Genomic DNA, 23461 nt, shown 5'->3' on the forward strand with positions numbered 1-23461 from the left:
ACGGCCCATTTGCCGACCTTACTTCGTTGATTGGCTGTGACGTGCTCGCAGAGCCCAGGAACCGACGGGTGAAGTTCGGCAACACGACAATTCTCTTGGCGACACGCTGACGTTACAGCCCGCTTGTATGCACCCACGCAATGGCTCAGATTGTCTGGGTTCGGTCTACACTGCGCCGTGAGAAGGCGAAGATTTCCGGATCGAGGCGCTGGGGCCACTGCGCGCCAGGGCAGAGCGGGCGAACCGCTCCCGTCTACACGTTCAGGGGCGCAACATTAGAGGTCGGGGGAACAGATGAGGCAAGAGAACGACGTTGAGAAATTGGTGCGCACGCTGCGTGCTCGAGCACCTGACGACGCGGCCGAATTGCTTGCCCGAGAGTCTCCCGAGTTCATCCGGGACGTATTGAAGCTGTTGCCGGACAGGCACGCCCGGAAGGTGGCGGAGCATTTGCCATCGCATATGAGGCCTGTCACGCCTCATGGCGACGGCAAGGATATCGCGGTCCCCGGGTCCGTCGTCGAGCTGATGGACCCGATCCCCGCCAGCGTTCCTGTCGGGACGACGGTAGCCGCCGCGGTCGAGGCCGTCAGGCGCGCGCAGGTGCCGACCGAGTTGACTTACCTCTACATCACGGACGAGGGCGACAAACTCGTTGGCCTGGTGGTCCTGCGCGATCTGATGCTGAGCGAACCGGCCGCCACGGTGGATCAGATCATGCTGCCGAAACCGTTCGCCCTTCACGTCAATATGCCTTTGGGCGAAGCCTGCAAGGCGGCGGTACGCCGTCACTACCCTGTCTATCCCGTGGTGGACGCGGAGAACCGGCTGCTCGGGCAGGTTCGCGGCTGGCGGCTGTTTGAGCAGCAAATCATCGAGATTTCTGCCCAGCCTGGCCAGATGGTGGGTGTCCAGAAGGAGGAGCGTTCTTTCACGCCGCTGTTTTCAGCCTTCTTGAAACGTCATCCGTGGCTGCAGCTCAACCTGCTGACGGCCTTCATGGCGGCTTTCGTGGTCAGTTCGTTCACAGGCACGATCGAGAAGATCGTCGCCTTGGCGGCGTTCCTCCCGGTACTGGCCGGGCAGAGCGGAAACACCGGCTGCCAGGCACTGGCCATGACGTTGCGTGGTCTCGCCCTGGGGGATGTCGACAAACGACCGAAGCTGCACCTGATTCTGAGGGAGGGGGTGCTCGGGATCGCCAACGGAGTGCTCGTCGGTCTCGTGGCAGCCGCGGCGATGTGGTTCTACGCCTCGCGGCAACCGGAGTCGGCATCCCAGGCGCCCATGCTGGCGCTTGTGATCCTGCTCGCAATGTCCGGATCGTGCCTCATGTCGGGGATCTCCGGCGTGCTGATCCCGTTGGGCCTGCGGCGGGTCGGCGCCGATCCGGCCGTGGCTTCCGCGATTTTCCTTACCACCGTGACCGATATTGTAGGCATGGGCCTGATGCTGGGGCTTGCCACTACGCTCGTGCTGTAGTGGCGCACATTTGCGCAGGCCGTCCTGAGAAGCATCGCCCGCCAGCTCTTCGAGCGTTTGCGCAACGCGACGGAGGACTTTCGGATGAGCTACATGTGACCCTGATTCGTCATGCGGCGACCAGATACGTGCAGAATCGCGCAAACAATATTGATCTTGTCGGCCGCGCAATCCACGGCTGATTATGATTTGTCGTAGTTGCCGTTTGTAGGGAATACTTTCTCGAAATCCAGCAACGCTGAAAAGATGTTTGGCCAACCAGCGCAGGCGAAATGCGAATGAACCCGATAGTTTGTTGCGCAGCTGCAACAGCTGCTGAAGACTCGGCCGGTCCCGTGACAGTTCTGTCGCTTTTTTTCTTCTAGTCGTGCTAAGTCCTTCGCACTGGTCGGGTTGGGTGGGGTTCTCGGCATGCAATCTTCGTTTCGAACGATCGTCGGCTGCGCCGCGGCGCTGCTTTGTAGCGGCGCATTGCCGGCCGGCGCGCAGGGTCTTTTTTCGGCCTACGACGATGCTTTTTCAGCCCGCATCGCCAGTCCGGCCGACAACGGAACGCTCGCCCAGTTCGTCACGGTTGCCGTCAATGCAGGGCAATACGATCAGGCGATCTCCTCGATCGAGCAGTATCTGATCAAATATCCCCGCGATGCGCGCGCCCGGCTGGCGGCCAGCCGGTTGTACTATCATGTCGGCTCCTACGAATTGGCCCGGCGGCAGGTGCAGTACGGCCTCGAGGTCGGGGACCTGCCCGCGGATGAGCAGCTGGAAGCCGTTCGCCTGCTCGCCCGCATCGAGCGCGCGTTACGCGGCGTCACCTGGGAGCTCGCTCTGACCGGCGGCGTGTTCAGCGCATTTACCGATTTTGAGCCCGGCGGGGCTCAGGACGACAATAGCTTCGTCTCGCCCTACGGGCGAGCGGAAGGCTTTGTCCGGTGGGACCTCGGCACGCCAAGTGCCGACGCTCTCGTCCTTTCGGGGGCGCTGACGGCGACAGAGCGTTTTTTCACGCCAGACCTGTCGGTTCCGGGTAGCAAGGAGACTTTCATCCACGGCAACGCCGCGATCACCTGGGACAAGGGGTTGCCCAACAGTGGGATCGATTCGCTGCGCCTGCTGCTTTCCGCGTTCACCGTTACGGATCGCTTCGACAGCGATATCCACGAAACCGGCATCGGCCTCAGCGGACGCTTCCTGGTGCGCCCGACGGTCGAGACGACCCTTTTCGCCGGCGGCGGCTACATCGATCTAAGCGCCTCGCAAGGCATTTTCGCCGATAGCAGGGTTTTCTATGAGGCAGGCGGCAGCTACCGCTTCCGCAACGGCCAGGCGCTCGGACTGCGCTTTGTCGGCTCGAATGACTTCGCCTCCGGATCCGGCGAAATCGGCCGCAGCTACATGGGCGAGGTCCGCTATGGCGGCCTGTTGATGAACGTACCGGATCTTTTCGCATGGTCGCACCAGGTCGCCTTCTCGGCCGGCCATAGCGACACTCCCGATCTTTCCATCGGCATCGGCACAAATATCAAGAGCGACTTCTGGCGCATTGCCTCGGAAAGCGACTTTCAGCTGACGGAGTCGCAGAAGATCAGCGTCGATCTCGCCTATCGCGAAACCAACTTCGATCTCGCCAGCCGCGACCGAAAATCGTTCGAAATGCTGATGAGCTACACTTTGACGCTCAATTGAAAGAGGCCGCGATGAGGACCCTGAATCGTCAGATCGCCATTTTTGTCGCCTGCCTTGCCTTCGCGGCACCGTCCGCTGCTGAAACGGTGGGGTCGATGACGGCCTACCAGACCAACATCGTCCGCAACAACGGCGGGACAATGAACGTCGGCGCCGGCGTCGAACTCGGCGACCAGCTGCGCAGCAATCCCACTGGTCTTGGAATGCTGGTGTTCCGGGACGAATCGAGCGCCAAGATTGGTCCGAACACCAGCCTGACGATTGATGAATTCGTCTACAATCCGGGCTCGGGATCTGGAAAGATCGACATCGGGATGAACAGCGGCCTCGCCCGTTTTTATGGCGGCCAGGTTTCGAAAGGCGGCGTCATGCAGGTTGCGACGCCGCACATGGTGCTCGGGGCCAGAGGCGGCATCATCGAAGTGCTGGTGGCAGCTGGCCAGACCGTCGGCATACTGCGCGCCGGCCGCATGACCTGCACGATGAATGGCAAACGGCTGGTCATCACAAACCCGGGCTTCGCCTGCACGTCAGAAAATGGCAAGCTGCTGACCGGCTACGGGGGAATCGACACCTTCCCGATATTGGACAGCATCGACCGGATAGCCGGCACGGGCCTGCCAGGGGCACCGGGTCCGGGATTGGACGTAAGCGCGATTTGTGCGTCGGCACTCGGCGGCTCGCTCAAAATCTGCGACTCCACCGACGGCGCATTGCCAGGAGTGGTCATGGAGTTCCCCGACAGCCTAACGCCACCTGTGGGCGGCGGCGTGGATAACGGTGGGTGTGAGGGTGAGGGTTGCTGCTATCCAGACTGTAGGTAGACCCGCCCGACCGGTATGAGCCCCTTGTTCGATTGGCGGCAAGCTGCCAGGCGCAAAATATCCGGCCTTGCGGTCGTGCTATTGCTGGTCGCTTGCCATTTGGCTTTCGACGGGCCGCTGTCGCGCCTCCGCGAACGTACGTACGACTTCTACCAGTTTCTCGCCCCGCGCCAGGCAACTAGCAATCCCGTCGTGATCGTCTCGATAGACGATGCCACCCTCAAGGCACATGGGCGATGGCCTTGGAACCGTGGCCTCTTGGCCGATCTGGTCGATGGCATCGCCAAATCCGGCGCCGCGGTGATCGGGCTTGCGCTGGTGCTGCCCGAGGCCGACACCTCGCCTGAGGGCATCGCCGGAGACAAACGCCTGGCAACGGCACTGGCGAAAAACCGAACGGCGCTTGCCGTCAGCCTAGGCAACGAGGCGACGGTTTCAGAAGCAGAGCCCAAAGCCGGCTGGTCGATCGTCGGGCAAGTACCCGACACACTTCCCGGCTTCACCGGCCTGACCGGCTCGCTTGCCGAATTCTCGAACGCCGCCGCGGGCCTCGGCGTCATTCGAACATTGCCCGATCCAGACGGCGTACTGCGCCATGTGCCGCTGCTGTGGCTTCGCAACACCGCTCAAGGCGTGCAGCTCTGGCCGTCCTTTGCGCTCGAGCTCCTGCGCCTTTATGCCGGGCAGGACGGCTACATAGCCCGGATGAATGCCGCCGGGTTTAATGCACTCAGGATGGCCGGCGCCATTGTGCCGCTCGAGCCGGAGGGGAGCATCCGGCTTTGGGAAACCGCCACGGATACGCCACGTCTATCTGCCAGCACTATCCTTTCGGGCGACAGCGATCCGCGGCTGCGGAATGCCATCGCCATTGTCGATCTGTCGGCCGTGGGGCTGACGCAATACCTGCCCACGCCGACGCGTCCAGCGCGACCAGGCGCAGACATCCACGCCGATGCAATCGGCCAGATGCTCGCCGGGCGCTATCTTACAGAACCAACGCACGCGCGTATGCTCGAGCGCCTCTGGTTTGTCCTCAGTGCCATCGTTTTCATCGGGCTTTCCGGAGTGCTCGCCGAACGTGTCGTGCTTGGCGCCCTCGCTCTGGGGCTGCTGGCGGTCACGCCGTTCGTGTTCGGCTCTCTCGAATACAGCATACAGGGTGCACTCTATGACCCGCTGCAGCCGGCGCTTGCGACGGTCCTGATAGCCGGCTTCGAAGGCTATGTCCTCTACAGGCGCAGCGAGCAGCGCCGGTCCACCCTGGCACGGCAGTTCTCCCAGTATCTGTCGCCTTCCGTGGTGCAGCGCCTCGCAAGCTCGGACACCGAAGCGATCCTGTCCGGCGAAAAGCGCGAGATCACAATCCTGCTCAGCGACATACGCGGCTTCACGACGATGAGCGAACAACTCGATACCCAAGAAATCGCAAAGGTGGTCAACCACTTCCTCGGCATTGCGACCGATGAGATCCTCAAGCGCGACGGGACGATCGACAAGTTCATGGGCGACGCGGTGCTGGCCTTCTGGAACGCGCCGCTTGATCAGCCGGATCATCGCGAGCGCGCGCTCGAAGCGGGGCTTGCCCTGATCGAGCGGGTGAAGCGCGAAGACGCCGCCTTCACCGCGGAAGGCCACCCCTCGATCGCAATCGGCGTCGCCATCGAGACGGGCATCTGCTCGGTAGGCAATTTCGGGTCGGAACGGCGTTTCGACTACACGGCGATCGGCTCGCCGGTGAACCGTACGGCACGGCTCGAATCGACGACCAAGAAGCTGCGCATCCCCCTGGTGCTTGGTCCCGGCTTTGCGGCAGGAGCGCCGATGCCGGTCGTCCAGGCGGGTGCCTTTGAGCTTCAAGGTTTCAAGGGCGAGGTGCCGGTTTTCACCATTCCGGAGATGCACCCCTCGTCACACTCCACCGGGGAAATCGTGTGACGTTAGGCACCGGTTCAACTCGCTATCTCATTGGCCGGCGAGAAGCCAAGGGGGGCGGAAATACGATAAGCCCGGGCTACGATGTCGCCCACTGGCTGCCCGAAAGGACCCTCCAGTTCACGACGCGGGCCGACCAGTATACGCTAGACATGAATGCCAAGACTGTCTGAGGAGTTGTAGACTTGACGAGCATCGCCACGGGATCCGTCGCGGATCGCGGCCGCGCTACATACGATCTTGGCGCGACCGCCATCTTTGCTTCGAAATCAGACCCACGCTTCCATTATTGTCTGTATGTGCCGCCTGCGGTGGGGGAAGGCGCCAAAGTCGATCTGCTGGTCGCCATCCACGGTACTGGCCGCACCTCGTTCCTGGGCTTCCGCGACGCGTTCGCCGAGTTCGGACGCTGGAACGACTGCGCTATCTTGTGCCCGCTGTTCCCAATTGGCGTTCTCGGCGACGACGCCCGCAGCGGATATAAATACATGATGGAGGGCGACATCCGCTACGATCAGGTGCTGCTCGCCATAGTCGAGGAAGTCGTTGCAAAATATCGTCAGGACTGGACCCGCTTCGCCATGTTCGGATTTTCCGGCGGCGGGCACTTCACCCATCGCTTCGCCATCCTTCATCCCGACAGACTATGGGCGGCTTCGATCGGTGCGCCGGGCTCGGTAACCTTGCTCGATCCCGCGCGGGACTGGTGGGTGGGCATTCGCGACCTGCCCGAGAAGTTCGGCATCACCTTCGACGCCGCCGCGCTGGCAAGAGTCCCTGTCCAGATGATCGTTGGCGATGCCGATCTGGAAACCTGGGAAATCACGCACGGCCAGGGCAGCACCTATTGGATGCCGGGCGCCAACGATGCCGGGCGGACGCGGCCGGAACGCCTCAGGACGTTGTGTCGATCGTTCGAGGAAGCAGGTGTGCGCGTGCGCTTTGATCTGCTGCCCGGGGTAGCCCACGAACGCGACGCGGTTCTCGATCCAGTCAAGGATTTCCTGGCCCAGGTGCTCAAGGAACGACGGAACGCATCAAGATGAATGCAATGATCGTTGCGCCGCAGCCGGAGGCGGCCGGTGCGCTGGTGCTCCAACGCGGCGGCAACGATGCCGCGATCGCCTGCGCCTTCATGCAAGGCGTCGTCGACCCTCAAATGCCGGCATCGGGGGGTTTTGGCTCGATGCAGGTCTATATGCCGCGACGCGAACAGCCGAAATTTTCGTCAATCAAGTCAAAGCTAAATTTTTGACGGTATGTCCGACGGTGCCTGTGTTTGAGGAAAATAAATTGTCCCTCAAAAACAGTCCATTATCGGCCTAAGCAATCGAGTGATTTTGCCCGTCCGGGCGTCCTCCGCAAGCACGCTATGGCGCGACGTAACCCATAGATTTAGAATAAATCCGGGAGAAGGGCGGGCGAAACGAGCAATGGCTCGATGAGAGAAGGAGGCCTGCGATGATCCGGCACTATCTTCGTGTCATGGGCGGAAGCTGTCTCGCGGTGGATGTCGGGGGGGATCCCTCCAGTCCCGCTCTATTGCTGCTGCACGGCTTTCCCAGCTCAGCGCGCACGTTCCGGCGCCTGGCCCCGATGCTCCTCGACGACCTGTTCGTCATCGCTCCCGATCTTCCGGGGTTCGGGGAGTCCGATGTCCTCGCCTCGACATCCTTCGAAGCAATGGGGAACGCAATCCTCGAAGTCCTCGACCACTTCTCCGTCGGTCCTCGCTTCATCTACCTTCACGATTTCGGCGCGCCAGTCGGCTTTCATGTCGCGATGCATGCGCCCGCGCTGGTGACGGGTCTGATTATCCAGAATGCCAACGCTCATACCAGTGGATTCGGCCGCCAATGGGCAGACACCATCGCCTATTGGTCGAACCCCACCGCGGAGAATGAGGCCGCCGCCACCGCTCATCTGACCTGGGAAGGGATGCGGTATCAGTATGTCGGGGGCCTGCCCGACGATATCGCAAAGTCCATCGCTGCCGAAAACTGGGATGAGGACTGGCGCGTGATGAGCCTGCCGGGACGGCTCGAGGCACAACGTGCTCTCGTGGCGGACTATGGAAATTATGTGCGCGGCTTCCCGGAGATCGAGGGCTATCTGCGAACCTACCAGCCGCCTGCACTGATGGTGTGGGGTCGCCATGATCCCTTCTTCGAACTCGCCGAAACCATGAGTTGGATCGAGGCGCTTCCCCGTATGGACGCCCATATCCTCGACGCCGGTCATCTCCTGCTCGAAACCCGCGCGGAAGCGGCAGCTCACCTGATCCTTGATTTCATCGACAGGGAAAAAGGCCGGTCCAGATAGCAGGCGGGCGTCCCGTCCGCTTAAGCGGGCGCGGCTGTGCCGAGGGCCACCGCCAGGACATCAGCAAGGCGACGGCCGGCGCTGCCGTCCTCGTCAAGGCGCGGATTGTAGATGGTGACCTCGAGCCCAACCGCCTTTCCGCTCGCCAGGATGATCCGGAGCGCCGCCGAAAGTTCGTCCCAAGACAGCCCGCCCGGTACGCGGAAATCGACCGCCGGCATGATCGCATCGTCGAGACAATCGGCGTCTAGATGAATGAAGAAGCCGTCGAGTTCCGCCCGCGTCAGGTGGCCAACGGCCGCACGGGCGGCGGCTTCGACGCCCAGGCGGCGGATGGCGTGGAGATCGTAGGCCATGAGCTCCGCCGGCAAAGGCTGGCTGCCGAACTCGGCCTGGTCCTCATGGTCGCGAAACGCGAAGGCAACAGCGTCCGCGGAGCGCACCAACGGACGGCGACCCTCCAGGTCGGTCAGCAGCGCCGGCCCGTAGCCGGTGACGAAGGCCAGGTCCATGGACGCGCCTTCGCCATTGGGCTCGGCCTCGGGCTGGAAGAAGTCGGCGTGGCCGTCGATAAAGCACAGGCCGTAGCGACCGCGCCGGCGCAGCGCGAGCATCGGACCCAGCAAGATCGTACAGTCGCCGCCCAGCACCACCGGGAATTCGCCCGCACCCAGCACCTCCTCGACGGCGTCGGCGAGCTTGGGCGACCACGCCGCGATCGCGTTGGCATTCAGCGTCAGGGTGGCAGGGTCGGGCTTCGGGTCCTTCGGCGGGACCGCCAGCCGCCCGGCGCGGCGCGCATGGATGCGCGCGGCGAGGCCCAGTTCCAGCAGCCGACCGGGCAAGGCTTCCACGCCGTCGGTCGCCAGACCCAGCGAGGACGGCGCTTCAAGGATGGCATAGGGGCGGGTCGGCATTAGATGCTCCAGGTATGGCGATCAGGAACCGGTCTGGCGGCGCATAGGCGATGCTTTTGCGGCCAAAAACTCAACTTGCAACCGACGTACCCTCGGGTGCGCAACATCCCAAATTGCGCTTCAGGCCGCCACGCTCTTCGACGTTATCTCCAGCACCCTTGACCATATTTTTCTCGTCAATTCGATCACGCTGGTTTCGCCGGAGATCGCACCAGTCGGGCAATTGATACCGAAAGTGGACAAAGCCGAGGAAATTTCAACCCGCCCAATTTCCATTTTGAAGTCAAGACGCACACGGTCCCGGCCAATGTCGGCAAGCCGGCCCGCGTGCTCGTCCTTTGCGCGCCGAGTTGCGGCCTTGATCAGATGTTTGGGGAATTGGACGCCGCGACCGTCGCTGGCATGCCGCCAAATACGGCGTCACCATCGAGCCGCCGGCTGCCTGGGACGTCGTTCAGACCGCCAGCGCCTCTGTCAGGCTGGAAACAGAAATGCGGCGGCGGGATCGAAAAAGATCTGTCGACTGCTTGGGGCGCTGCCCTCATGCGCTTCCGTCATGTCGGATGTCGGCCTGACGTCGATCTCCTGGCCGGCGGCCGTGCGCGCGATGACGCGCCGCCGCTCGCCGAAGAAGGCGGTGTCGATGAACTCGACCGCAAGCCCGGCAGTGGCCGGGCCGGGTCTCAGTCGAAACGCTTCCGGCCGCACCATCAGCCTGGTCTTCTGGCCTTGGCTGAAGTCCCGATCGATCCTGACGCCCGAGACGACCGAGCCATCGGCCAGGCGGATCGTGGCGGAGCCGTTGACGGTTTCAAGATGCTCGGCCGGCAGGAAATTGGAATTTCCGATGAAGCTGGCTACAAATTCGCTCGCAGGTCTCAGATAAAGGTCCTCACCGGTGCCGATCTGCTCGATGCGCCCGTCCCGAAACAGCGCGATGCGATCCGAAAGATGCAGCGCCTCGTCCTGATCGTGGGTGACGTAAAGGATCGTTACGCCGGTTTCGCGGTGGATGCGCCGTATCTCGGCCTGGATCTCCTCGCGCAGCTTCTTGTCGAGCGCCGAAAGCGGCTCGTCCATCAGGAGGATCGGCGGATCGTAGGCCAGCGCCCTGGCAAGCGCCACGCGCTGCTGCTGTCCGCCGGAAAGCGCGCCGGGATATCGGCCGCCGAAACTCTCGAGCCGTACCAGCGACAGCATCTCGGCGACTTTTCGGTTCACCTCTGCGTCCGGACGGCGGCGCACGCGCAACGGAAAGGCAACGTTTTCGGCGACGGTGAGATGCTGGAACAGCGTGTAGCGCTGGAACACCATGCCGATATTGCGCTTGTGCGACGGCACCGACAGCAGCGACCTGCCTTCGAGAAGAACGTCGCCGGATGTCGGGTGCTGAAAGCCGGCGATCGCATAAAGCGTCGTCGATTTGCCAGAACCGGAAGGGCCGAGAAAGGTCAGGAACTCGCCCTTGGGTATGTCGATGGTGACATCGTGCACGGCGACGAAGCTGCCGAACGCCTTGCGCAGGTCGCGAATGGAGAGGAACGGTTCGATCATTTCGACAATTTCCGCCGAATGAGTGCGGTTACGATCATCAGGCTCAACGTCAGGAGAACGAGAAGGCTGGACGCCGCGGCGATGACCGGGCTCAGATCCTGGCGCAGGCTGCCCCAGACCTTGACCGGCAAGGTCTGCAAGGTGGGGCTGGCCATGAAGATCGCGACCACCACCTCGTCCCACGAGGCGAGGAAGGCAAAGATCGCCGCCGAAAAAATCCCGATCTTGATCGCCGGCAAGGTGACCCGGAGTTTTGCCTCGAATGGGCTTGCGCCGCAGACGATCGCCGCATCCTCGATGGATTTGTCGAAACCTTCGAGAGCCGCAGTGATCGGGATGATGGCGAAGGGCAGTGCCAGGACCGTGTGGGCGATCACGAAGCCTGCCGTGGTGCCGCCGAGCCCGATCCGCAGGAAGAATGCATAGATGGCGATGGCGAAGACGACGACCGGCAGCACCATTGGCGTCAGCAGCAGGCCGCGAAGCACGTCGCGCCCGCGAAACTGTCCCCTGACCAGGGCGAAAGAAGCCAGGAGCCCGATGACGACGGCAAGAATCGCGGCCATGGCGGCAATGCGCGCGCTGGTCAGCGCCGCTTCGAGCCAGGCCGGATCGGCGAAGAGCTCCTCATACCATTTCAGCGTCCAGCTTGGTGGCGGAAAAGCCAGCCACCGCGACGACCCGAACGACAAAAGCACGATGAAAACCACCGGCAGCAGCAGAAACGCCGCGACCAGGCCGGTGAAACCCAGAAGTGCTGCACGCAGCCAGCCGAGCCGGTCATAGTCGAGCAGCATCTCAGATGCCTCCTGTCATGCGCTTGGCGCCGACGAGGCGCAACTGCAGCGCGTAGAGCGCCATGGTGACCACAAGCAGGATGAAAGCCGCCGCGCTTCCGAGCCCCCAGTTGAGCAAGGACTGGATCATCTGGGCGATCATTGCGGCGAGCATCATGTTGGAGGTGCCGCCGAGCAGCGTCGGCGTCACGAAATAGCCGAGCGACATGACGAAAACCATCAGGCCGCCTGCAGCGATTCCGGGAAGCGATAATGGCAGCAGGATGCGGCGGAAGGCGTCGAAGGGGCTCGCGCCGCACAGGGCGGCGGCGCGCAGCGTCATCGGATCGATGGCGCGCAGGGTTCCGACCAGTGGCAGTATCATGAAGGGCAGCATGATGTAGACCATGCCGATGGTGACGCCGGTCAGGTTGTTGATCAGCGGCAGCGGCTGGCTGATCAGGCCGATATCCATCAGCGTCCGGTTGATGACGCCGGTGCGTTGAAGCAGCACCATCCAGGCATAGGTGCGGGTGAGCAGATTGGTCCACATCGACAGGATGATGATGCCGAAGACGATCGAGCCGAGGGCAGGCGGCATGATCGCCAGCATCCAAGCGACCGGAAACGCCACGATGACGGTCACGGCGGTGACGACGGTGGCGACCAGAAAGGTGTTGAAGAAGACCCGCGCATAGGTGCCGTCGCCAAACAGGGTGGCGTAGTTGTGCAGGCCCGGCACCGGTTCGGTCACGCTGCGCAACAGCAGTGCAACGACCGGCACCACGAAGAACAGGGCGACAAGAGTTAGCGCCGGCAGGGCAGCGCCGATGCCATCTGGCCTTCGGAGGATTGGCTGTCGATAAAGCAGATTGCCCGACATGGCGATGATCCCGGCAGCACGGGCGGGACGCCTCGCAGAGTCCCGCCGGTTCATGGGTGAGGTCGGCTTCTATTTGGCCTGCCAGGCGTACCAGCGCTCCGCGATCTTATCGCGGTTTTCAGCCCAGTAGTTCATGTCGAGGTTGATCTGCCCGTCGACATAGGCGTCCGGCAACGACTTGACGACATCGGCCGGCATTTCGGCCTTGGCTGCCGTGTTGATGGGTGCGTAGCCGCTTGCTTCAGCAAACATGGCCTGGCTTTTCGGGCTTGTCGCAGCGGCCAGGAATTTCATGGCGCTCGCCTTGTTCTTCGAACCCTTGGGAATGACGAGCACGTCGGCGGCGGTCATGTTCTGATTCCAGGATACGCCGACATCGGCGCCTTCCTGCTCGAGGGCGAAGACTCGTCCGTTCCAGAGCTGCCCGAAGGCCGCCTCACCGGAGGCGATCAGCTGCTGCGACTGCGCGCCGCTGTCCCACCAGACGATTTCCGACTTGATCGTGTCGAGTTTCTTGAACGCCCGGTCGAGGTCGAGCGGATAGAGTTTGTCTGCCGGCACGCCGTCCGCCAGCAGTGCGATTTCGATGACGCCCGGCGCCGACCATTTATAGAACGTGCGCTTGCCGGGAAATTTCGTCAGGTCGAACATGTCGGCCCAGCCCGCCGGTTCGCCCGACACCGCCCCTTTGTTCCAGGCAAGAACGAAGGAGTAGTAGAAGCTGCCGACCGCATGGTCCGTGGTGAAGCGAGGATCGAGATCGGCCTTCGGCACGACGCTGAAATCGATCGGCTCGAGCAGGCCGTCCTTGGCCGCCTTGATGGCGAAATCCATTTCGACATCGACGACGTCCCAGGCGACGCTGCCGCCTTCCACCATGGCCTTCAGCTTGCCGTAGTCCGTCGGGCCGTCCTGCAGGACCTTGATGCCGGAACTCGCTTCGAACGGAGCAGCCCAGGATTTGGTCTGCGCCTCCTGGGTGGTCCCGCCCCAACTGGTGAACACCATTTCATCGGCATGCGCGGCAGTGGCTGCCAAGAGTCCGGCCAGGATGCCGGTCAAAATCAGTTTCATGTCATTCTCCTCTGTTGGTTGCTTGGTTTCTTGTTTTTTATGAAATTGCGCGATTGGCGCTGCCCTCATCGCATGACGAACGGGTCCGGGATCGGCTCGTCGGATATCCGTATCCAGACGGATTTCGAGCGCGTGTAATCGCGGATGGCGTCAAGTCCGCCCTCACGGCCGAGCCCTGACTGACCATAGCCGCCGAACGGCACGAGCGGCGAAACGGCACGGTATGTGTTGACCCAGACGACGCCGGCATGGATGTCGCGCGCCATGCGGTGCGCCTTGGCGAGATTGGTGGTGAACACGCCCGAGGCGAGGCCGAACGGCGTATCGTTGGCAAGCGCCAATGCTTCGGCTTCCGTGTCGAAGGCGAGAACGCTGAGCACCGGACCGAACAATTCTTCCCGCACGCAGGGCAGCGCTGGATCCTCGGCGTCGATGATGGTCGGTGCGTAGTAGAAGCCGCGCGAATGATCGTCGGGCCTTTTTCCGCCGGTGACCAGCGTCCCGCCCTTGGCGAGGCTCTCGGCAACGATCTTCTCGACCCATTCCCGCTGGCGTGGCGTTGCCAGCGGTCCCATTTCGGTAGCCGGATCCTGCGGATCACCAATTTTGATGGCCTCGGCCTTGTGCTTCAGCCTGTCCAGGAACTCGCCTTTTATCGAACGCTCGACTAGCAGCCGCGAGCCGGCGACACAGCTTTGTCCAGACGCCGCGAAAATCCCGGCCACGACCGCGTTTGCCGCGCTGTCCAGGTCTGCGTCGGCGAAAACGACAACCGGGCTTTTCCCGCCCAGCTCCAGCGTTGTGTAGGCGAGATTTTCCGCCGTGTTGCGGACGATAGCGCGAGCTGTCGAAGGTCCGCCGGTGAAGGCGACGCGTGAAACCAGCGGATGACTTGTCAGGCGCCGGCCGCAATCGTGCCCGAACCCGGTCAGTATGTTGACGCTTCCGGCGGGAAATCCGGCCTCATGAACGAGTTCGGCGAAGGCGAGCAGCGGCGCTGGACCGTCCTCCGAGGCTTTCAGGACGACCGTGCAGCCGGCGGCCAGTGCCGGGCCGAGCTTGACCGCCGAAAGGAAGAGCTGCGAGTTCCACGGCACGACGGCAGCGACGACGCCGATCGGCTCGCGCCGGATGGTGACGTCCATATCGGCCTTGTCGATAGGCAGATGCGAGCCTTCATGCTTGTCGGCAAGCCCGCCATAGTAGCGGTAATAGTCGCCGACATAGGCGATCTGGGCGCGGGTCTCGCGGATGATCTTGCCGGTGTCGCGCGTTTCCAGTTCGGCCAGGCGGCCGGCATTGGCGACGACCAGGTCGCCGAGGCGCACCAGCAGCTTGCCGCGGGCCGTCGCCGTCAGCGATGCCCACGCGGAGGAGTGCAGCGTCCGGTGCGCCGCCTCGACGGCGCGGTCGACGTCGGCTTCGGTTGCGGCGGGCATCGTCGCCCAGGGCGCTCCGGTGGATGGATCGATGCTTTCGAAGGTGGTTTTCGGGGTATCGAACGCCCCATCTATGAAGTTGCTGAAGGCTACAAGGGTCATTGCGGCCTCCCATGCCGGAACGCCGGCATCACCTTGTCGACAAACAGCTGCAGCGACTTCTTCTTGCGCTCGTGTGGCAGGCCGCTGTCGATCCAGATCGAATATTGGTCATAGCCGAGCGCCTCATACGCCTTCAGCCGGGCGATCACCTCTTCGGCCTCGCCGATGACCAGGTTCTGCCGGATTTTGTCCGGCGCATATTGCGGCATGGCTGCGATCTCGTCGTCGGTGAGCGCTTCCAATATGCCTTGGCGAACAGGCTTCTTGTTCTGGAACCACGCGCCGAACTGACAGTAGAACAGCGACAGGTCCTTCGTCAGCTGCTCGGCATCGGCGGCGTCTTCGGCAACGAATGTGTGCATCAGCAGCATGATCTCGGGGCGGGCCATGTCGGGATGCGCCGCGCACGCCGCGTTGAAGCGCTCCATCAGGCTGGTGACTTCATCATCGCCCGAGGCGAGCGGCGTCACCTGGACGTTGCAGCCGTTGGACACGGCGAAGTCGTGCGAGTTCGGATCGCGCGCCGCCACCCAGATCGGCGGGTGCGGTTTTTGCACCGGCTTGGGCGACGAGGTGGTCGAGGGAAAAGACCAGAACTCCCCGGACATCTCGAAGTCGCCCTCCCAGAGGCCCTTGATAGCGGGGATGATCTCGCGCATGCGCTGGCCCGCGCCCCAGGCATCGAGCCCCGGGAACAGGCGCTGGTATTCGTAGCTGTAGGCGCCGCGGGCGATGCCGATGTCGAGCCGGCCAGCGGTGACGACATCGGTCATGGCTGCCTCGCCGGCGAGCTTGATCGGATGCCAGAACGGCGCGATGACCGTTCCTGTGCCAAGCCGGATACGCTTCGTCCTGGCGCCGAGATAGGCGATGTTGATGAACGGGTTTGGCGAGATGGTGAACTCCATGCCGTGGTGCTCGCCGATCCAGGCCGTCTCGAAGCCAGCCGCCTCGGCCACCAGGACCAGTTCCTCAAGCTCGTCGATGAGCTCGGCATGCGGCTTTGCCGGGTCCGAGCGTTCCATATGGACGAAGAGCGAGAACTTCATATCTGTTCACCCGGATTGGAAGTGTTCATGGACACCGGCTTGGCGAGCGGACGGACTTCACCTTCGACCTCGTTGCCGACATAGACTCCAAACGCGTCCTCCCGACATTCGCGAACGTAGCGGGCGAGCATCGAGCGCACAGCAGCGTCGGCGATGTTCAGTCCGGCAATCCTGTCGATGTCGACGAGCCGGACCTGGCGATCGCTGGAGTGGGGCGCGTCCACCGTGCCGCGGTAGTAGACATGCGTTCGCGATGGGTTTGCGGCGTCGTCCCAGACCGCAAACAGGAATCCGAGATGCGCCTCGATGGCTTTCGCAGCGAGGCATCCCCTAAGGCTTCGCGTGTCGCTGGGGGTTCCAAGTCCTCGGCCCGCCGGCAGTTCGAAAAAGCCGTCGGCGGTTTCGAAGAACAGCACGCGGCCTTCATCTTCGAGGATCGCGCCGACCTCCATGTCGGGTGGTGCGGCCGCCAGCGCTTCCTGGCTGAGACCGGGCGAGACATAGGCGCCACGGCAATAGCCGAGCGGCTGCGATGAATTGTGGGAGAATTCGCGAACGCGGCCGATGAGGATCGAATGGTCGCCGGCGTCGACCAACTGCTCCATGTCACAGTCAAACGTAGCCACCGATCCAGCGAGCAGCGGGCTGCCGGTCGGGCCGAAGCGCCACTCGACAGCCGAGAACTTGTCCTGCGCTTTCGAAGCGAAGACGCCGGACGCGGCTCGCTGTTCCTCCGAGAGCACGTTGACGGCAAAGCACTTCGAGGTCGAAAACACCGGATGACCCAGCGCTTTCTTGGCGATGCAGACCAGAACAAGCGGCGGATCGAGCGAAACGGATGTAAACGAATTGGCAGTGAAGCCTCGAGGTTCTCCTTCCGGCCCGATGGCGGTGACGATGGTAACGCCGGTCAGGAAGGAACCGAGCGCCCGCCTGAATTCGCCCGCGTCGAAGGCGGTGTCCATCGCCGGTCGCGCCGATGTGCTTGCGCCGTCGTTGCTCTCGAGAAAGTCGACAATGCGCCGTGTGACCATGTCAGGCGAGGCTACGGCCATCATGTGTCGTTCGCCCTCCAGAACGACGCAGCGACCGCGCGGCGCGAGGCGGGCCATCGCCGCCGACATCGCAGGTGACGAATTCCTGTCCTGCGAGCCGGTCATGAACAGGGCCGGCACCGCTAGACCGGAAAGACGATCGCCATGCGCCGCATCGGCATGAGCGAAAAGTCGATATGTGCGCGCATAGCCGTCCGGGTTGACGCTCTGCAGTGCCGCGCGCGTCGTCCTTGCAGCCTCGGCCAGGCTGTCGGGGACGGGGTTGCCGAACCAGCGCGCGATCGTTGCGTCCATCCCTGACAGGTTTTCCGCGCCATTCAGTTCGGCGGCGCGCTGGCGCACTGCCTGCGCAAGGTCCGCCGGGCGGCGAAAGACTGCGTTGAGCGACACCAGGCTGCGGACCCGTTCGGGTGCATCGAGAGCGATTTCCTGCCCGACCAGCGCGCCCATTGAATGGCCAACGATCGACACGGCATCCAGGCCAAGGTGATCAAGAAGCCGGATTGCCTGTCCGGCATAGTCGGCAAGGCTGGCGTCCTTGGGCGGCAGCGGGGACTGGCCATGCCCTAGCATGTCGATCGCGATCACATCCCATCTGTCCTTCATCAGCTCGATCTGGGGTGCCCAGATCGCCGCGTTCATGCCGACGCCGTGGATGAGGAGGACCGGCGCGCCGGATCCGGCTCGGATGAAGCCGGTGCCGTCAGGCGCCGTTCCGCAATGCCAGCCACGGTCCGTCAGCTCAGCCATGCAGGTCGCCGACCTCCTTGAGATCCTGGTAGCGGTCGCCGATGCGATGATGCGGTCGTCCGCCGATCGAGGCGCCAAGCGCCACCACCAGCTCGTCTGGCGCCGGCGCGTCGCCGATCTGGAAATGCACCGTCAGGTAGTGCGAGCGTCGGCCTTCATCGTTCTTGTCCATCAGCGGGATCATGATCGGCGTGTTCGGCCCGCCACGCAGATTGGTGAAGGCAAGATAGGTCTTGGCGCCGACGGCACGTCGATAGTGGTTGCCGAAATGCAGAGTATGGATGAGCGCCGAGGCATGCTCGATCTCGCCCGATGTGCCGCAGATCGCGGCCTTGCCGTAGCCTTCGATCGCTTCGCCGGATCCCGCGACTGCGAGGATTTCATGGGTCAGCACCTTCCCCAGAACCGGCGCATAGGCGCGGATCTCGGGAGAAAGGTCCTCGGTAAAACCGCGACCGGCCCACGGATTGTCGAGCACTGCCGCGACGCCGATCAGGCGCAGCGGCCGGGCGGCCACCTTGCCCCCTTCAATAAGCGTGTTCTCGACATAGGTGACGATCTTTCGGATGGCCGGCTTCATCAAATCCTCGGTGATCGAACGGGCTGAGGCATCCGGAAAATTTTCCTTTCGCCTATATCGTCTTATGGTATACCATACTATCGAAGACCAAATCACTTGTCAACGGATCATAGAATCTGTTTGTTTGCGAATGGTGGGAGGTGATGAATTGGCCGACGACACACTGAGGATCGAACGATCCGCCAAGACGCTGAGAACGCTGGCGCTGGAGCGCATGCGCGACGCGATAATGGGGTTTCACTTCCAGCCCGGCGAAAGGTTGGTCGAACGGCCGCTTTGCGACCAGCTCGGCGTCAGTCGCTCGGTGGTGCGCGAAGTCCTGCGGCAGTTGGAGACTGAGGGGCTTGTCCAGATGATACCTGGCCACGGACCTGCCGTGGCCAAGCCAGATCTCAGCCGCACCGACGAGATTTATGAGCTGCGCGCTCTGATGGAGGGCATCGCGGCGCGCGCCTGCGCACTGACGGCGACGCAGGACCAGATCGCCGCGCTTGAGCGCGCGTTGGATGTGCTGCTCACGGCGTGGGCCTCAGCCGATCCGATCGAGGTGATGCGGGCGACGACAAAATTCTATGAAGTGCTTTTCGATGCCGCCGACAAGCGCATCGCCTGGGAGATCGTCCAGGGTTTGAACGTCCGCATCAACCAACTGCGTTCCATGACCATCGCTTCGGTGAATCGTCGCGATGCCGCAATCGCCGAAATGACCGACATTATGAACGCGATCAAGTCGCGCAACGGCGACGATGCCGAAGCCGCGGCCCGGCGGCATGTGGAGCAGGCGTGGCGAATTGCGCAACAGACCCTTCGCGATAGCTGAAGCAGAACGTCATATTTCGGAATCGCCCATCGCGCTCGCATTGACGCACTGCAGGCAACTACAACACGCATCCAACCCGAGACATCGCAGCAATGGCGTTGTTCCTGACTGCTGACCATAGCGCACTCTGGGGTTTGCTGGTGCGGATGCTATTTCGAGGGTATTCTCTTCCTTAGGGAACAAGCCAGGTCGACCTCGATTGGCGGTCGCTTGCGCTCGACCGCGCCGCTCGGGAGGAGCCTCTGATTGCGATGGCGCGCTTTGCTCACCTTGCCCTTCTCGCCGTCGCCTTGGCATTACTGCCTGGAATTGCGCTGGCTGGGGAGCCTTTCGTCCCGAGCTGGATCAAGAACGATCCTGCAGCCAAGACAGTGGCCATAGAGATTGTTGCCGATTGGAACCAAGTCGAGCGATACCGCAGGGACAACATCCGGACCGACATTATTGACTTCAACGGTTACTGGGGCGGCAATCTCACCATCGTCGTGCCAGCAGAATGGTCGGTAGAGATAGAGTTCATCAATGGCTCCTCGTCTTTCCCGCACAGCCTGATGGTGACCAGGGTCTACGCTCAGTCAGAGATGCCGGTGAAGTTGACGGCCGACGATGCGATCTGGGGGGCGTACACCGATCCGCCAGAGGGAATTAAAATCAATGAGAGGAGGCAGCTCAACTTTGTTGCGCAGCGGGCCGGGAGCTATTTTCTCGCCTGTGCCAGGCAAACGCATCTGATGGACGGACACTGGATCGGTTTCGAGGTGAGAGACAGCATCGAGCAGGCCGTGGCAATCATAGACGAAAGCAAGTTTCCGCAGGAGCAGCCGCCAGGACGCCCTTAGGGGCTATGCGAGCTAGCCGCGCGTTATGGCTTGGTCGTGGAGATCCATGCAAATCCATGGCGGCTTATCTGGAACTCGAGAGAGTATTGGCGTGCCCGAGCAGGTTAGGCCGTGAACCCATAAACGCGAACGGCTGAGCTTGGAAAGCGGAATGGCAGCTATCGATCGACACTGAAAAGCGATCCGGACATTCAGACCGTGCGACACCCGAACGGGCGGGCCCATGATCCATCCTGTCGCCGGACGTAGCCCTGTCTCCGAAGATGCTTCGTCCCGTTTCGGCGATCAATCCCGGCGCGGATCGTAAGGCTTGGCGGCCCGTTGAGCGACGCGCTCGCGGTATCTCGCGTCGGTACCACTTCGGTTTTCCGGCTTGGCAAGCGTTTCGACAGGCTTCCCGAGGACGACCAGCAGCGTGTCCCATTCTTCCTGGCCGAGCGTCTTGTAGCGGTACTTCAGACCCGGCGAAGCCAGGAGCTGCTCGATCTCAGGCCGCGCGGAAGAGGCCGCAGGGCCAATGCGGCGAAAGCCGCTTCGCACGGCATCGGTAGCCGCGGTCAGGTCGCTGAAGCCATACTTGCCCGGATCGTAGACGGAGTACTTGCGCAGCAGCCGCAACAGGTCGGGCACGGCATCGACGCCGCGGTCGCCCTGGCGCTTGATCAGGCCGGTGGCAAGCGGCTGACCGCCGGATCGGCGAGAATCGCGCGCTCTTCCGGCAGAGGATCGGCGTAGGCGCCCTCAGGCAGGTTGGCCAGGGCATTGATCCAGCTACGCGCCTCCTTCGCTTGCCGCGAGGTAGCGGCGGGCGGCGAGCCGCCGCAGATCGGCCGAGTCGCCATTGACCTGTTTGATGATCGCCCACAGCCCGTCTGAGGATCGCACCCGCGGGTCCTCCAAGATGCGAACCAGCAGACGCCGGTCGCTCTCGCCGCGCGGCTGGTCGCTCCCCCATTTGCGATCAAACAGGGCCTATACCCTGGCTCCAGATAACCCGCTGCCCGTCCCCTCAGGCAGCGGGTTTTTAGTTGCGCTGGAACCTATTCTGCCGACCGGAATTGACTCGCGGCTTGGGGTTCCATTATGCGTCTTACCTTCATTCCACCGATGTTGCCGACTTTGGTTGAGGTTCCTCCGGAGGGCCACAATTGGATTCATGAAATCAAATACGATGGCTACCGGACGCAGCTGATCTCGGTAAACTGATCCAGTCCGGCGACGTCCTTGAAATCGTCGTCGGAGGGAAAGAAACCGGACATGAAGGCGTTGGGACCGCCGAAATCCGTTTCGAACGCCGAGGCCTCGTCGAAGCCCTCTTGCTCGCAAAACGCATCGGCGATGCGCCCCTGATTCGCGGCGCTGCAGCGGTCGCCGGTTATGTCGTCGCCATGCATGCAACGGTCAATGCGGCGGTCCGACACCTCCACCTCCGATCCGCTGAACGTTTCCTCCTCGAGCGTCCCGGCCACGACCTGCTCCTCTTGAGGGGTCAGGTTCTGGCAGCTGATCGAGGAGATCACGTCGCCGCCCCATACGTTCATCCAGCCAACCACGGTATGGAAGCCGGAGTGCTCGCCAAGCATGCCTTCCGTCTGAACGTTGAAGCCGTCCTGAAAGCCCTTGGCCTCGCAGAATTCGTCGGCGACGCGGCCCCGCGACGTGGCCGAACAGGCGTTCTGCCCAAATGGCAAGCCATGCAGGCACCGGTCTATCCGCTTTCCCCTATGGCGGACATTGTCCCCGTTGAATGAGCGGACCTGGTCAGGCTCGGGGAGGAAATTGTTCGAGCCGGGCACGGCGATGTAGAGCTTGTGGAGGCCCTCGATGTCGCGATCGGACAGCAAGGCCGATGAAAAGTTGTCGATGCAGGCGGGGCCGGTGCACCCGCCCAGCCGCACCCAAGGTGAACAATTCACCGTTCCGTCCCCGTCGGTGTCGAGACCGAAATTGTAGTGCATGAGAGAAGCAAAGTCGTAGTCCGTCAGCAGTTCCGCGCCGTCCTCGGTGAAGGCGACGTTGGTCATGTCGATCCAACCCTCATAGATGCCCTGAAAGATATCAGCGGGCGCGCAACCCGGATTGCGCCCGATGAACAGGTCGCGATCCGAGCGGAGATGCTCGTGGATCAGGCCCAGTTCGTGGCCAATCTCGTGCTGTATGGTGCCGATCAATCCGCCGGCCGGCGTACCGTCCAACCGAACTCCCTGGATTCTGACCGCGTTCTCGCCCCGCTGCTTGCCCAGTTCGGTGCGGCTGCTCAGGATCGGTTCGCTGTTGATGAAACGAATGTAAGTTTCATGGCCATCGCGCGGAACGAAGCGAAACACCGTCCTTTCCTCATAGTCGGCGATGGCCGACGCAAGATCCTCGTTGCAGCAGAAGTCATCGGCCACCTCGAACGGGATTATCGCATCGTCCCACAGCGGTCCTGCGCCAAACGTGCCTGCATAGCCGGCAGCGAATGTGATATTGGCAGGCAGCTCCGCGCCTTGTTCGGACAGCGGGAATCCAATTCCACCGATGGCGAACGGCGGGACGACCATATCGCCGTCGTAAACATACTGGCCGCCCGCCTGGGTCAGCAGCAGCGATTGGAGCCCGCGGCCGGTACGCACCTTGCGGCGTTCGAGGCTGATCTGGACGCCGCCGATGGTCATGGAATCGATCACGCCGAGAAAATTGATGTCGCGCTTCTTCTTCTGAATTTGGGCCAGCCGCACGGCTTCCAGTCCGGAACGGATCGTCGTGGACACGAGCCGCCCGTCGACGATGTCGCTTATGCGCGAACGCGGTCGCAATACGGGATGGTCAGCCGCAGCTCTCTTGATGCGGTCGGCGACATGAGCGCGTCGCTTGGCCGCCGGGGCGGAGACCCCGCTTCTGTCCAGCAGGCGATCGGTAACTCCAGGCCTGGGACGTATGTCCGGCTGCGCACTCACTTCGGTCGCGGCAAAGCATAACGTCAGGAACAACAGGGCAGCTCTCAGCATTTCCACCTCCACCGTCTTGCCCGCCATCTTGGCGGGCTTCTCGCATCGGGGCGGATCGTAGGCCGGGGTCTTGATTTCAACTCGAGACTTGAGCTCGGCAAATTCCTGGCAAGCCGCGACTGAACCAGCATCTCGGACCGCGTCACGATCCTGGCGGAAGCGTATCAGCTTCCTGCGCGGATTGTTAAGGACTGTTGGATCGTGGGTAACGATTTGCTTAAGTGCAGAAGCGCGACCTGTTGCTCGCGTCCTCCGCGGCGTTGGCAACTCCATCCGAACTCAGGCGGCTGGTAGAGAGGCTAGGCTAGAACTGCTTCCGCTTGTTAAGCCACCAGCGAGGTTGCGCTTTCGTTACTACTTCAGCTGCTCTATGCCACAAGGGCA

Annotated in this window: 20 protein-coding genes and 2 pseudogenes; 10 read left to right on the forward strand and 12 right to left on the reverse strand. The window is 62.5% G+C overall.

Annotated elements, in window-relative coordinates; translation table 11 throughout:
* Positions 1–294: 294 nt before the first annotated feature.
* From AC0L25_RS17710 to AC0L25_RS17740, 7 genes and pseudogenes are all read left to right on the forward strand, one after another.
* Positions 295–1482, forward strand: coding sequence for a magnesium transporter (locus AC0L25_RS17710; RefSeq protein ID WP_473596691.1), 1188 nt, complete (start codon positions 295–297; stop codon positions 1480–1482).
* Between the two features lie 411 nt (positions 1483–1893).
* Positions 1894–3168, forward strand: a complete 1275-nt coding sequence (locus AC0L25_RS17715) for a tetratricopeptide repeat protein (RefSeq protein WP_473596692.1) — start codon at positions 1894–1896, stop codon at positions 3166–3168.
* A gap of 11 nt (positions 3169–3179) precedes the next feature.
* Positions 3180–3992, forward strand: a complete 813-nt coding sequence (locus AC0L25_RS17720) for a FecR family protein (RefSeq protein ID WP_473596693.1) — start codon at positions 3180–3182, stop codon at positions 3990–3992.
* A 15-nt stretch (positions 3993–4007) separates the two neighbouring features.
* Complete coding sequence (locus AC0L25_RS17725; RefSeq protein WP_473596694.1) at positions 4008–5930, forward strand: CHASE2 domain-containing protein; 1923 nt, start codon at positions 4008–4010, stop codon at positions 5928–5930.
* 182 nt (positions 5931–6112) lie between these two features.
* A complete protein-coding gene (locus AC0L25_RS17730; protein WP_473596695.1) occupies positions 6113–6973 on the forward strand; it encodes an alpha/beta hydrolase in 861 nt (286 codons plus the stop codon).
* Positions 6970–7137: pseudogene (locus tag AC0L25_RS17735) on the forward strand (gamma-glutamyltransferase); the annotation flags it as partial. The gene AC0L25_RS17730 and the pseudogene AC0L25_RS17735, both read left to right, overlap by 4 nt.
* Positions 7138–7388: 251 nt before the next feature.
* Positions 7389–8249, forward strand: coding sequence for an alpha/beta fold hydrolase (locus tag AC0L25_RS17740; RefSeq protein WP_473596696.1), 861 nt, complete (start codon positions 7389–7391; stop codon positions 8247–8249).
* Positions 8250–8269: 20 nt separating this feature from the next.
* On the opposite strand, the gene AC0L25_RS17745 is transcribed toward AC0L25_RS17740, so the two are convergent.
* From AC0L25_RS17745 to AC0L25_RS17785, 9 genes are all read right to left on the reverse strand, one after another.
* Entirely contained in the window at positions 8270–9166 is an 897-nt protein-coding gene (locus AC0L25_RS17745; RefSeq protein WP_473596697.1) for an arginase family protein, read from the reverse strand.
* Between the two features lie 474 nt (positions 9167–9640).
* A complete protein-coding gene (locus tag AC0L25_RS17750; protein ID WP_473596698.1) occupies positions 9641–10720 on the reverse strand; it encodes an ABC transporter ATP-binding protein in 1080 nt (359 codons plus the stop codon).
* The gene (locus AC0L25_RS17755; protein ID WP_473596699.1) at positions 10717–11517 is read right to left on the reverse strand and encodes an ABC transporter permease; all 801 of its coding nucleotides are present in this window, start codon (positions 11515–11517) and stop codon (positions 10717–10719) included. The genes AC0L25_RS17750 and AC0L25_RS17755 overlap by 4 nt, the downstream gene beginning before the upstream one ends.
* A 1-nt stretch (position 11518) precedes the next feature.
* Complete coding sequence (locus AC0L25_RS17760; protein WP_473596700.1) at positions 11519–12379, reverse strand: ABC transporter permease; 861 nt, start codon at positions 12377–12379, stop codon at positions 11519–11521.
* A 69-nt stretch (positions 12380–12448) separates the two neighbouring features.
* A complete protein-coding gene (locus AC0L25_RS17765) occupies positions 12449–13453 on the reverse strand; it encodes an ABC transporter substrate-binding protein (RefSeq protein WP_473596701.1) in 1005 nt (334 codons plus the stop codon).
* A gap of 65 nt (positions 13454–13518) precedes the next feature.
* Positions 13519–14994: an aldehyde dehydrogenase gene (locus AC0L25_RS17770; RefSeq protein WP_473596702.1), complete on the reverse strand. Its 1476-nt coding sequence runs from the start codon at positions 14992–14994 to the stop codon at positions 13519–13521.
* Positions 14991–16043, reverse strand: a complete 1053-nt coding sequence (locus AC0L25_RS17775) for an LLM class flavin-dependent oxidoreductase (RefSeq protein WP_473596703.1) — start codon at positions 16041–16043, stop codon at positions 14991–14993. Before AC0L25_RS17775 ends, AC0L25_RS17770 begins: the two co-directional genes overlap by 4 nt.
* Entirely contained in the window at positions 16040–17848 is a 1809-nt protein-coding gene (locus tag AC0L25_RS17780) for an alpha/beta fold hydrolase (protein ID WP_473596704.1), read from the reverse strand. Before AC0L25_RS17780 ends, AC0L25_RS17775 begins: the two co-directional genes overlap by 4 nt.
* On the reverse strand, positions 17841–18428 hold the full coding sequence (locus AC0L25_RS17785; RefSeq protein WP_473596705.1) for an amino acid synthesis family protein: 588 nt from the start codon (positions 18426–18428) through the stop codon (positions 17841–17843). Before AC0L25_RS17785 ends, AC0L25_RS17780 begins: the two co-directional genes overlap by 8 nt.
* A gap of 148 nt (positions 18429–18576) precedes the next feature.
* On the opposite strand from AC0L25_RS17785, the gene AC0L25_RS17790 reads away from it, so the two are divergent.
* Both AC0L25_RS17790 and AC0L25_RS17795 read left to right on the forward strand, forming a co-directional pair.
* A complete protein-coding gene (locus tag AC0L25_RS17790; RefSeq protein WP_473596706.1) occupies positions 18577–19248 on the forward strand; it encodes a GntR family transcriptional regulator in 672 nt (223 codons plus the stop codon).
* Positions 19249–19499: 251 nt separating this feature from the next.
* Positions 19500–20087 carry a sulfocyanin-like copper-binding protein gene (locus AC0L25_RS17795; RefSeq protein ID WP_473596707.1) on the forward strand — a complete coding sequence of 196 codons (588 nt, stop codon included), beginning with the start codon at positions 19500–19502 and terminating at the stop codon, positions 20085–20087.
* Between the two features lie 285 nt (positions 20088–20372).
* Here the strand turns inward: AC0L25_RS17795 and AC0L25_RS17800 are convergent, their stop codons facing one another.
* Both AC0L25_RS17800 and AC0L25_RS17805 read right to left on the reverse strand, forming a co-directional pair.
* Positions 20373–20717 (reverse strand): hypothetical protein, encoded by a 345-nt coding sequence (locus AC0L25_RS17800; protein ID WP_473596708.1) that lies wholly within the window; start codon positions 20715–20717, stop codon positions 20373–20375.
* Between the two features lie 32 nt (positions 20718–20749).
* Entirely contained in the window at positions 20750–20929 is a 180-nt protein-coding gene (locus AC0L25_RS17805) for a hypothetical protein (protein ID WP_473596709.1), read from the reverse strand.
* 241 nt (positions 20930–21170) lie between these two features.
* Between AC0L25_RS17805 and AC0L25_RS17810 the strand changes: the two are divergent.
* Positions 21171–21281: pseudogene (locus AC0L25_RS17810) on the forward strand (ATP-dependent DNA ligase); the annotation flags it as partial.
* Here AC0L25_RS17810 and AC0L25_RS17815 read toward each other — a convergent pair.
* Positions 21263–23350, reverse strand: coding sequence for a M12 family metallopeptidase (locus AC0L25_RS17815; protein WP_473596710.1), 2088 nt, complete (start codon positions 23348–23350; stop codon positions 21263–21265). The pseudogene AC0L25_RS17810 and the gene AC0L25_RS17815 sit on opposite strands and share 19 nt — an antisense overlap.
* Positions 23351–23461: the final 111 nt, after the last annotated feature.

The organism is Mesorhizobium sp. WSM4813, assembly GCF_055811555.1.

Coding starts and splice junctions, on each gene's coding strand:
- AC0L25_RS17710 (WP_473596691.1), top strand. CDS start 295: ATGAGGCAAGAGAACGACGTTGAGAAATTGGTGCGCACGCTGCGTGCT.
- AC0L25_RS17715 (WP_473596692.1), top strand. CDS start 1,894: ATGCAATCTTCGTTTCGAACGATCGTCGGCTGCGCCGCGGCGCTGCTT.
- AC0L25_RS17720 (WP_473596693.1), top strand. CDS start 3,180: ATGAGGACCCTGAATCGTCAGATCGCCATTTTTGTCGCCTGCCTTGCC.
- AC0L25_RS17725 (WP_473596694.1), top strand. CDS start 4,008: ATGAGCCCCTTGTTCGATTGGCGGCAAGCTGCCAGGCGCAAAATATCC.
- AC0L25_RS17740 (WP_473596696.1), top strand. CDS start 7,389: ATGATCCGGCACTATCTTCGTGTCATGGGCGGAAGCTGTCTCGCGGTG.
- AC0L25_RS17745 (WP_473596697.1), bottom strand. CDS start 9,166: ATGCCGACCCGCCCCTATGCCATCCTTGAAGCGCCGTCCTCGCTGGGT.
- AC0L25_RS17750 (WP_473596698.1), bottom strand. CDS start 10,720: ATGATCGAACCGTTCCTCTCCATTCGCGACCTGCGCAAGGCGTTCGGC.
- AC0L25_RS17755 (WP_473596699.1), bottom strand. CDS start 11,517: ATGCTGCTCGACTATGACCGGCTCGGCTGGCTGCGTGCAGCACTTCTG.
- AC0L25_RS17760 (WP_473596700.1), bottom strand. CDS start 12,379: ATGTCGGGCAATCTGCTTTATCGACAGCCAATCCTCCGAAGGCCAGAT.
- AC0L25_RS17765 (WP_473596701.1), bottom strand. CDS start 13,453: ATGAAACTGATTTTGACCGGCATCCTGGCCGGACTCTTGGCAGCCACT.
- AC0L25_RS17770 (WP_473596702.1), bottom strand. CDS start 14,994: ATGACCCTTGTAGCCTTCAGCAACTTCATAGATGGGGCGTTCGATACC.
- AC0L25_RS17775 (WP_473596703.1), bottom strand. CDS start 16,043: ATGAAGTTCTCGCTCTTCGTCCATATGGAACGCTCGGACCCGGCAAAG.
- AC0L25_RS17780 (WP_473596704.1), bottom strand. CDS start 17,848: ATGGCTGAGCTGACGGACCGTGGCTGGCATTGCGGAACGGCGCCTGAC.
- AC0L25_RS17785 (WP_473596705.1), bottom strand. CDS start 18,428: ATGAAGCCGGCCATCCGAAAGATCGTCACCTATGTCGAGAACACGCTT.
- AC0L25_RS17795 (WP_473596707.1), top strand. CDS start 19,500: ATGGCGCGCTTTGCTCACCTTGCCCTTCTCGCCGTCGCCTTGGCATTA.
- AC0L25_RS17805 (WP_473596709.1), bottom strand. CDS start 20,929: ATGGCGACTCGGCCGATCTGCGGCGGCTCGCCGCCCGCCGCTACCTCG.
- AC0L25_RS17815 (WP_473596710.1), bottom strand. CDS start 23,350: ATGGAGTTGCCAACGCCGCGGAGGACGCGAGCAACAGGTCGCGCTTCT.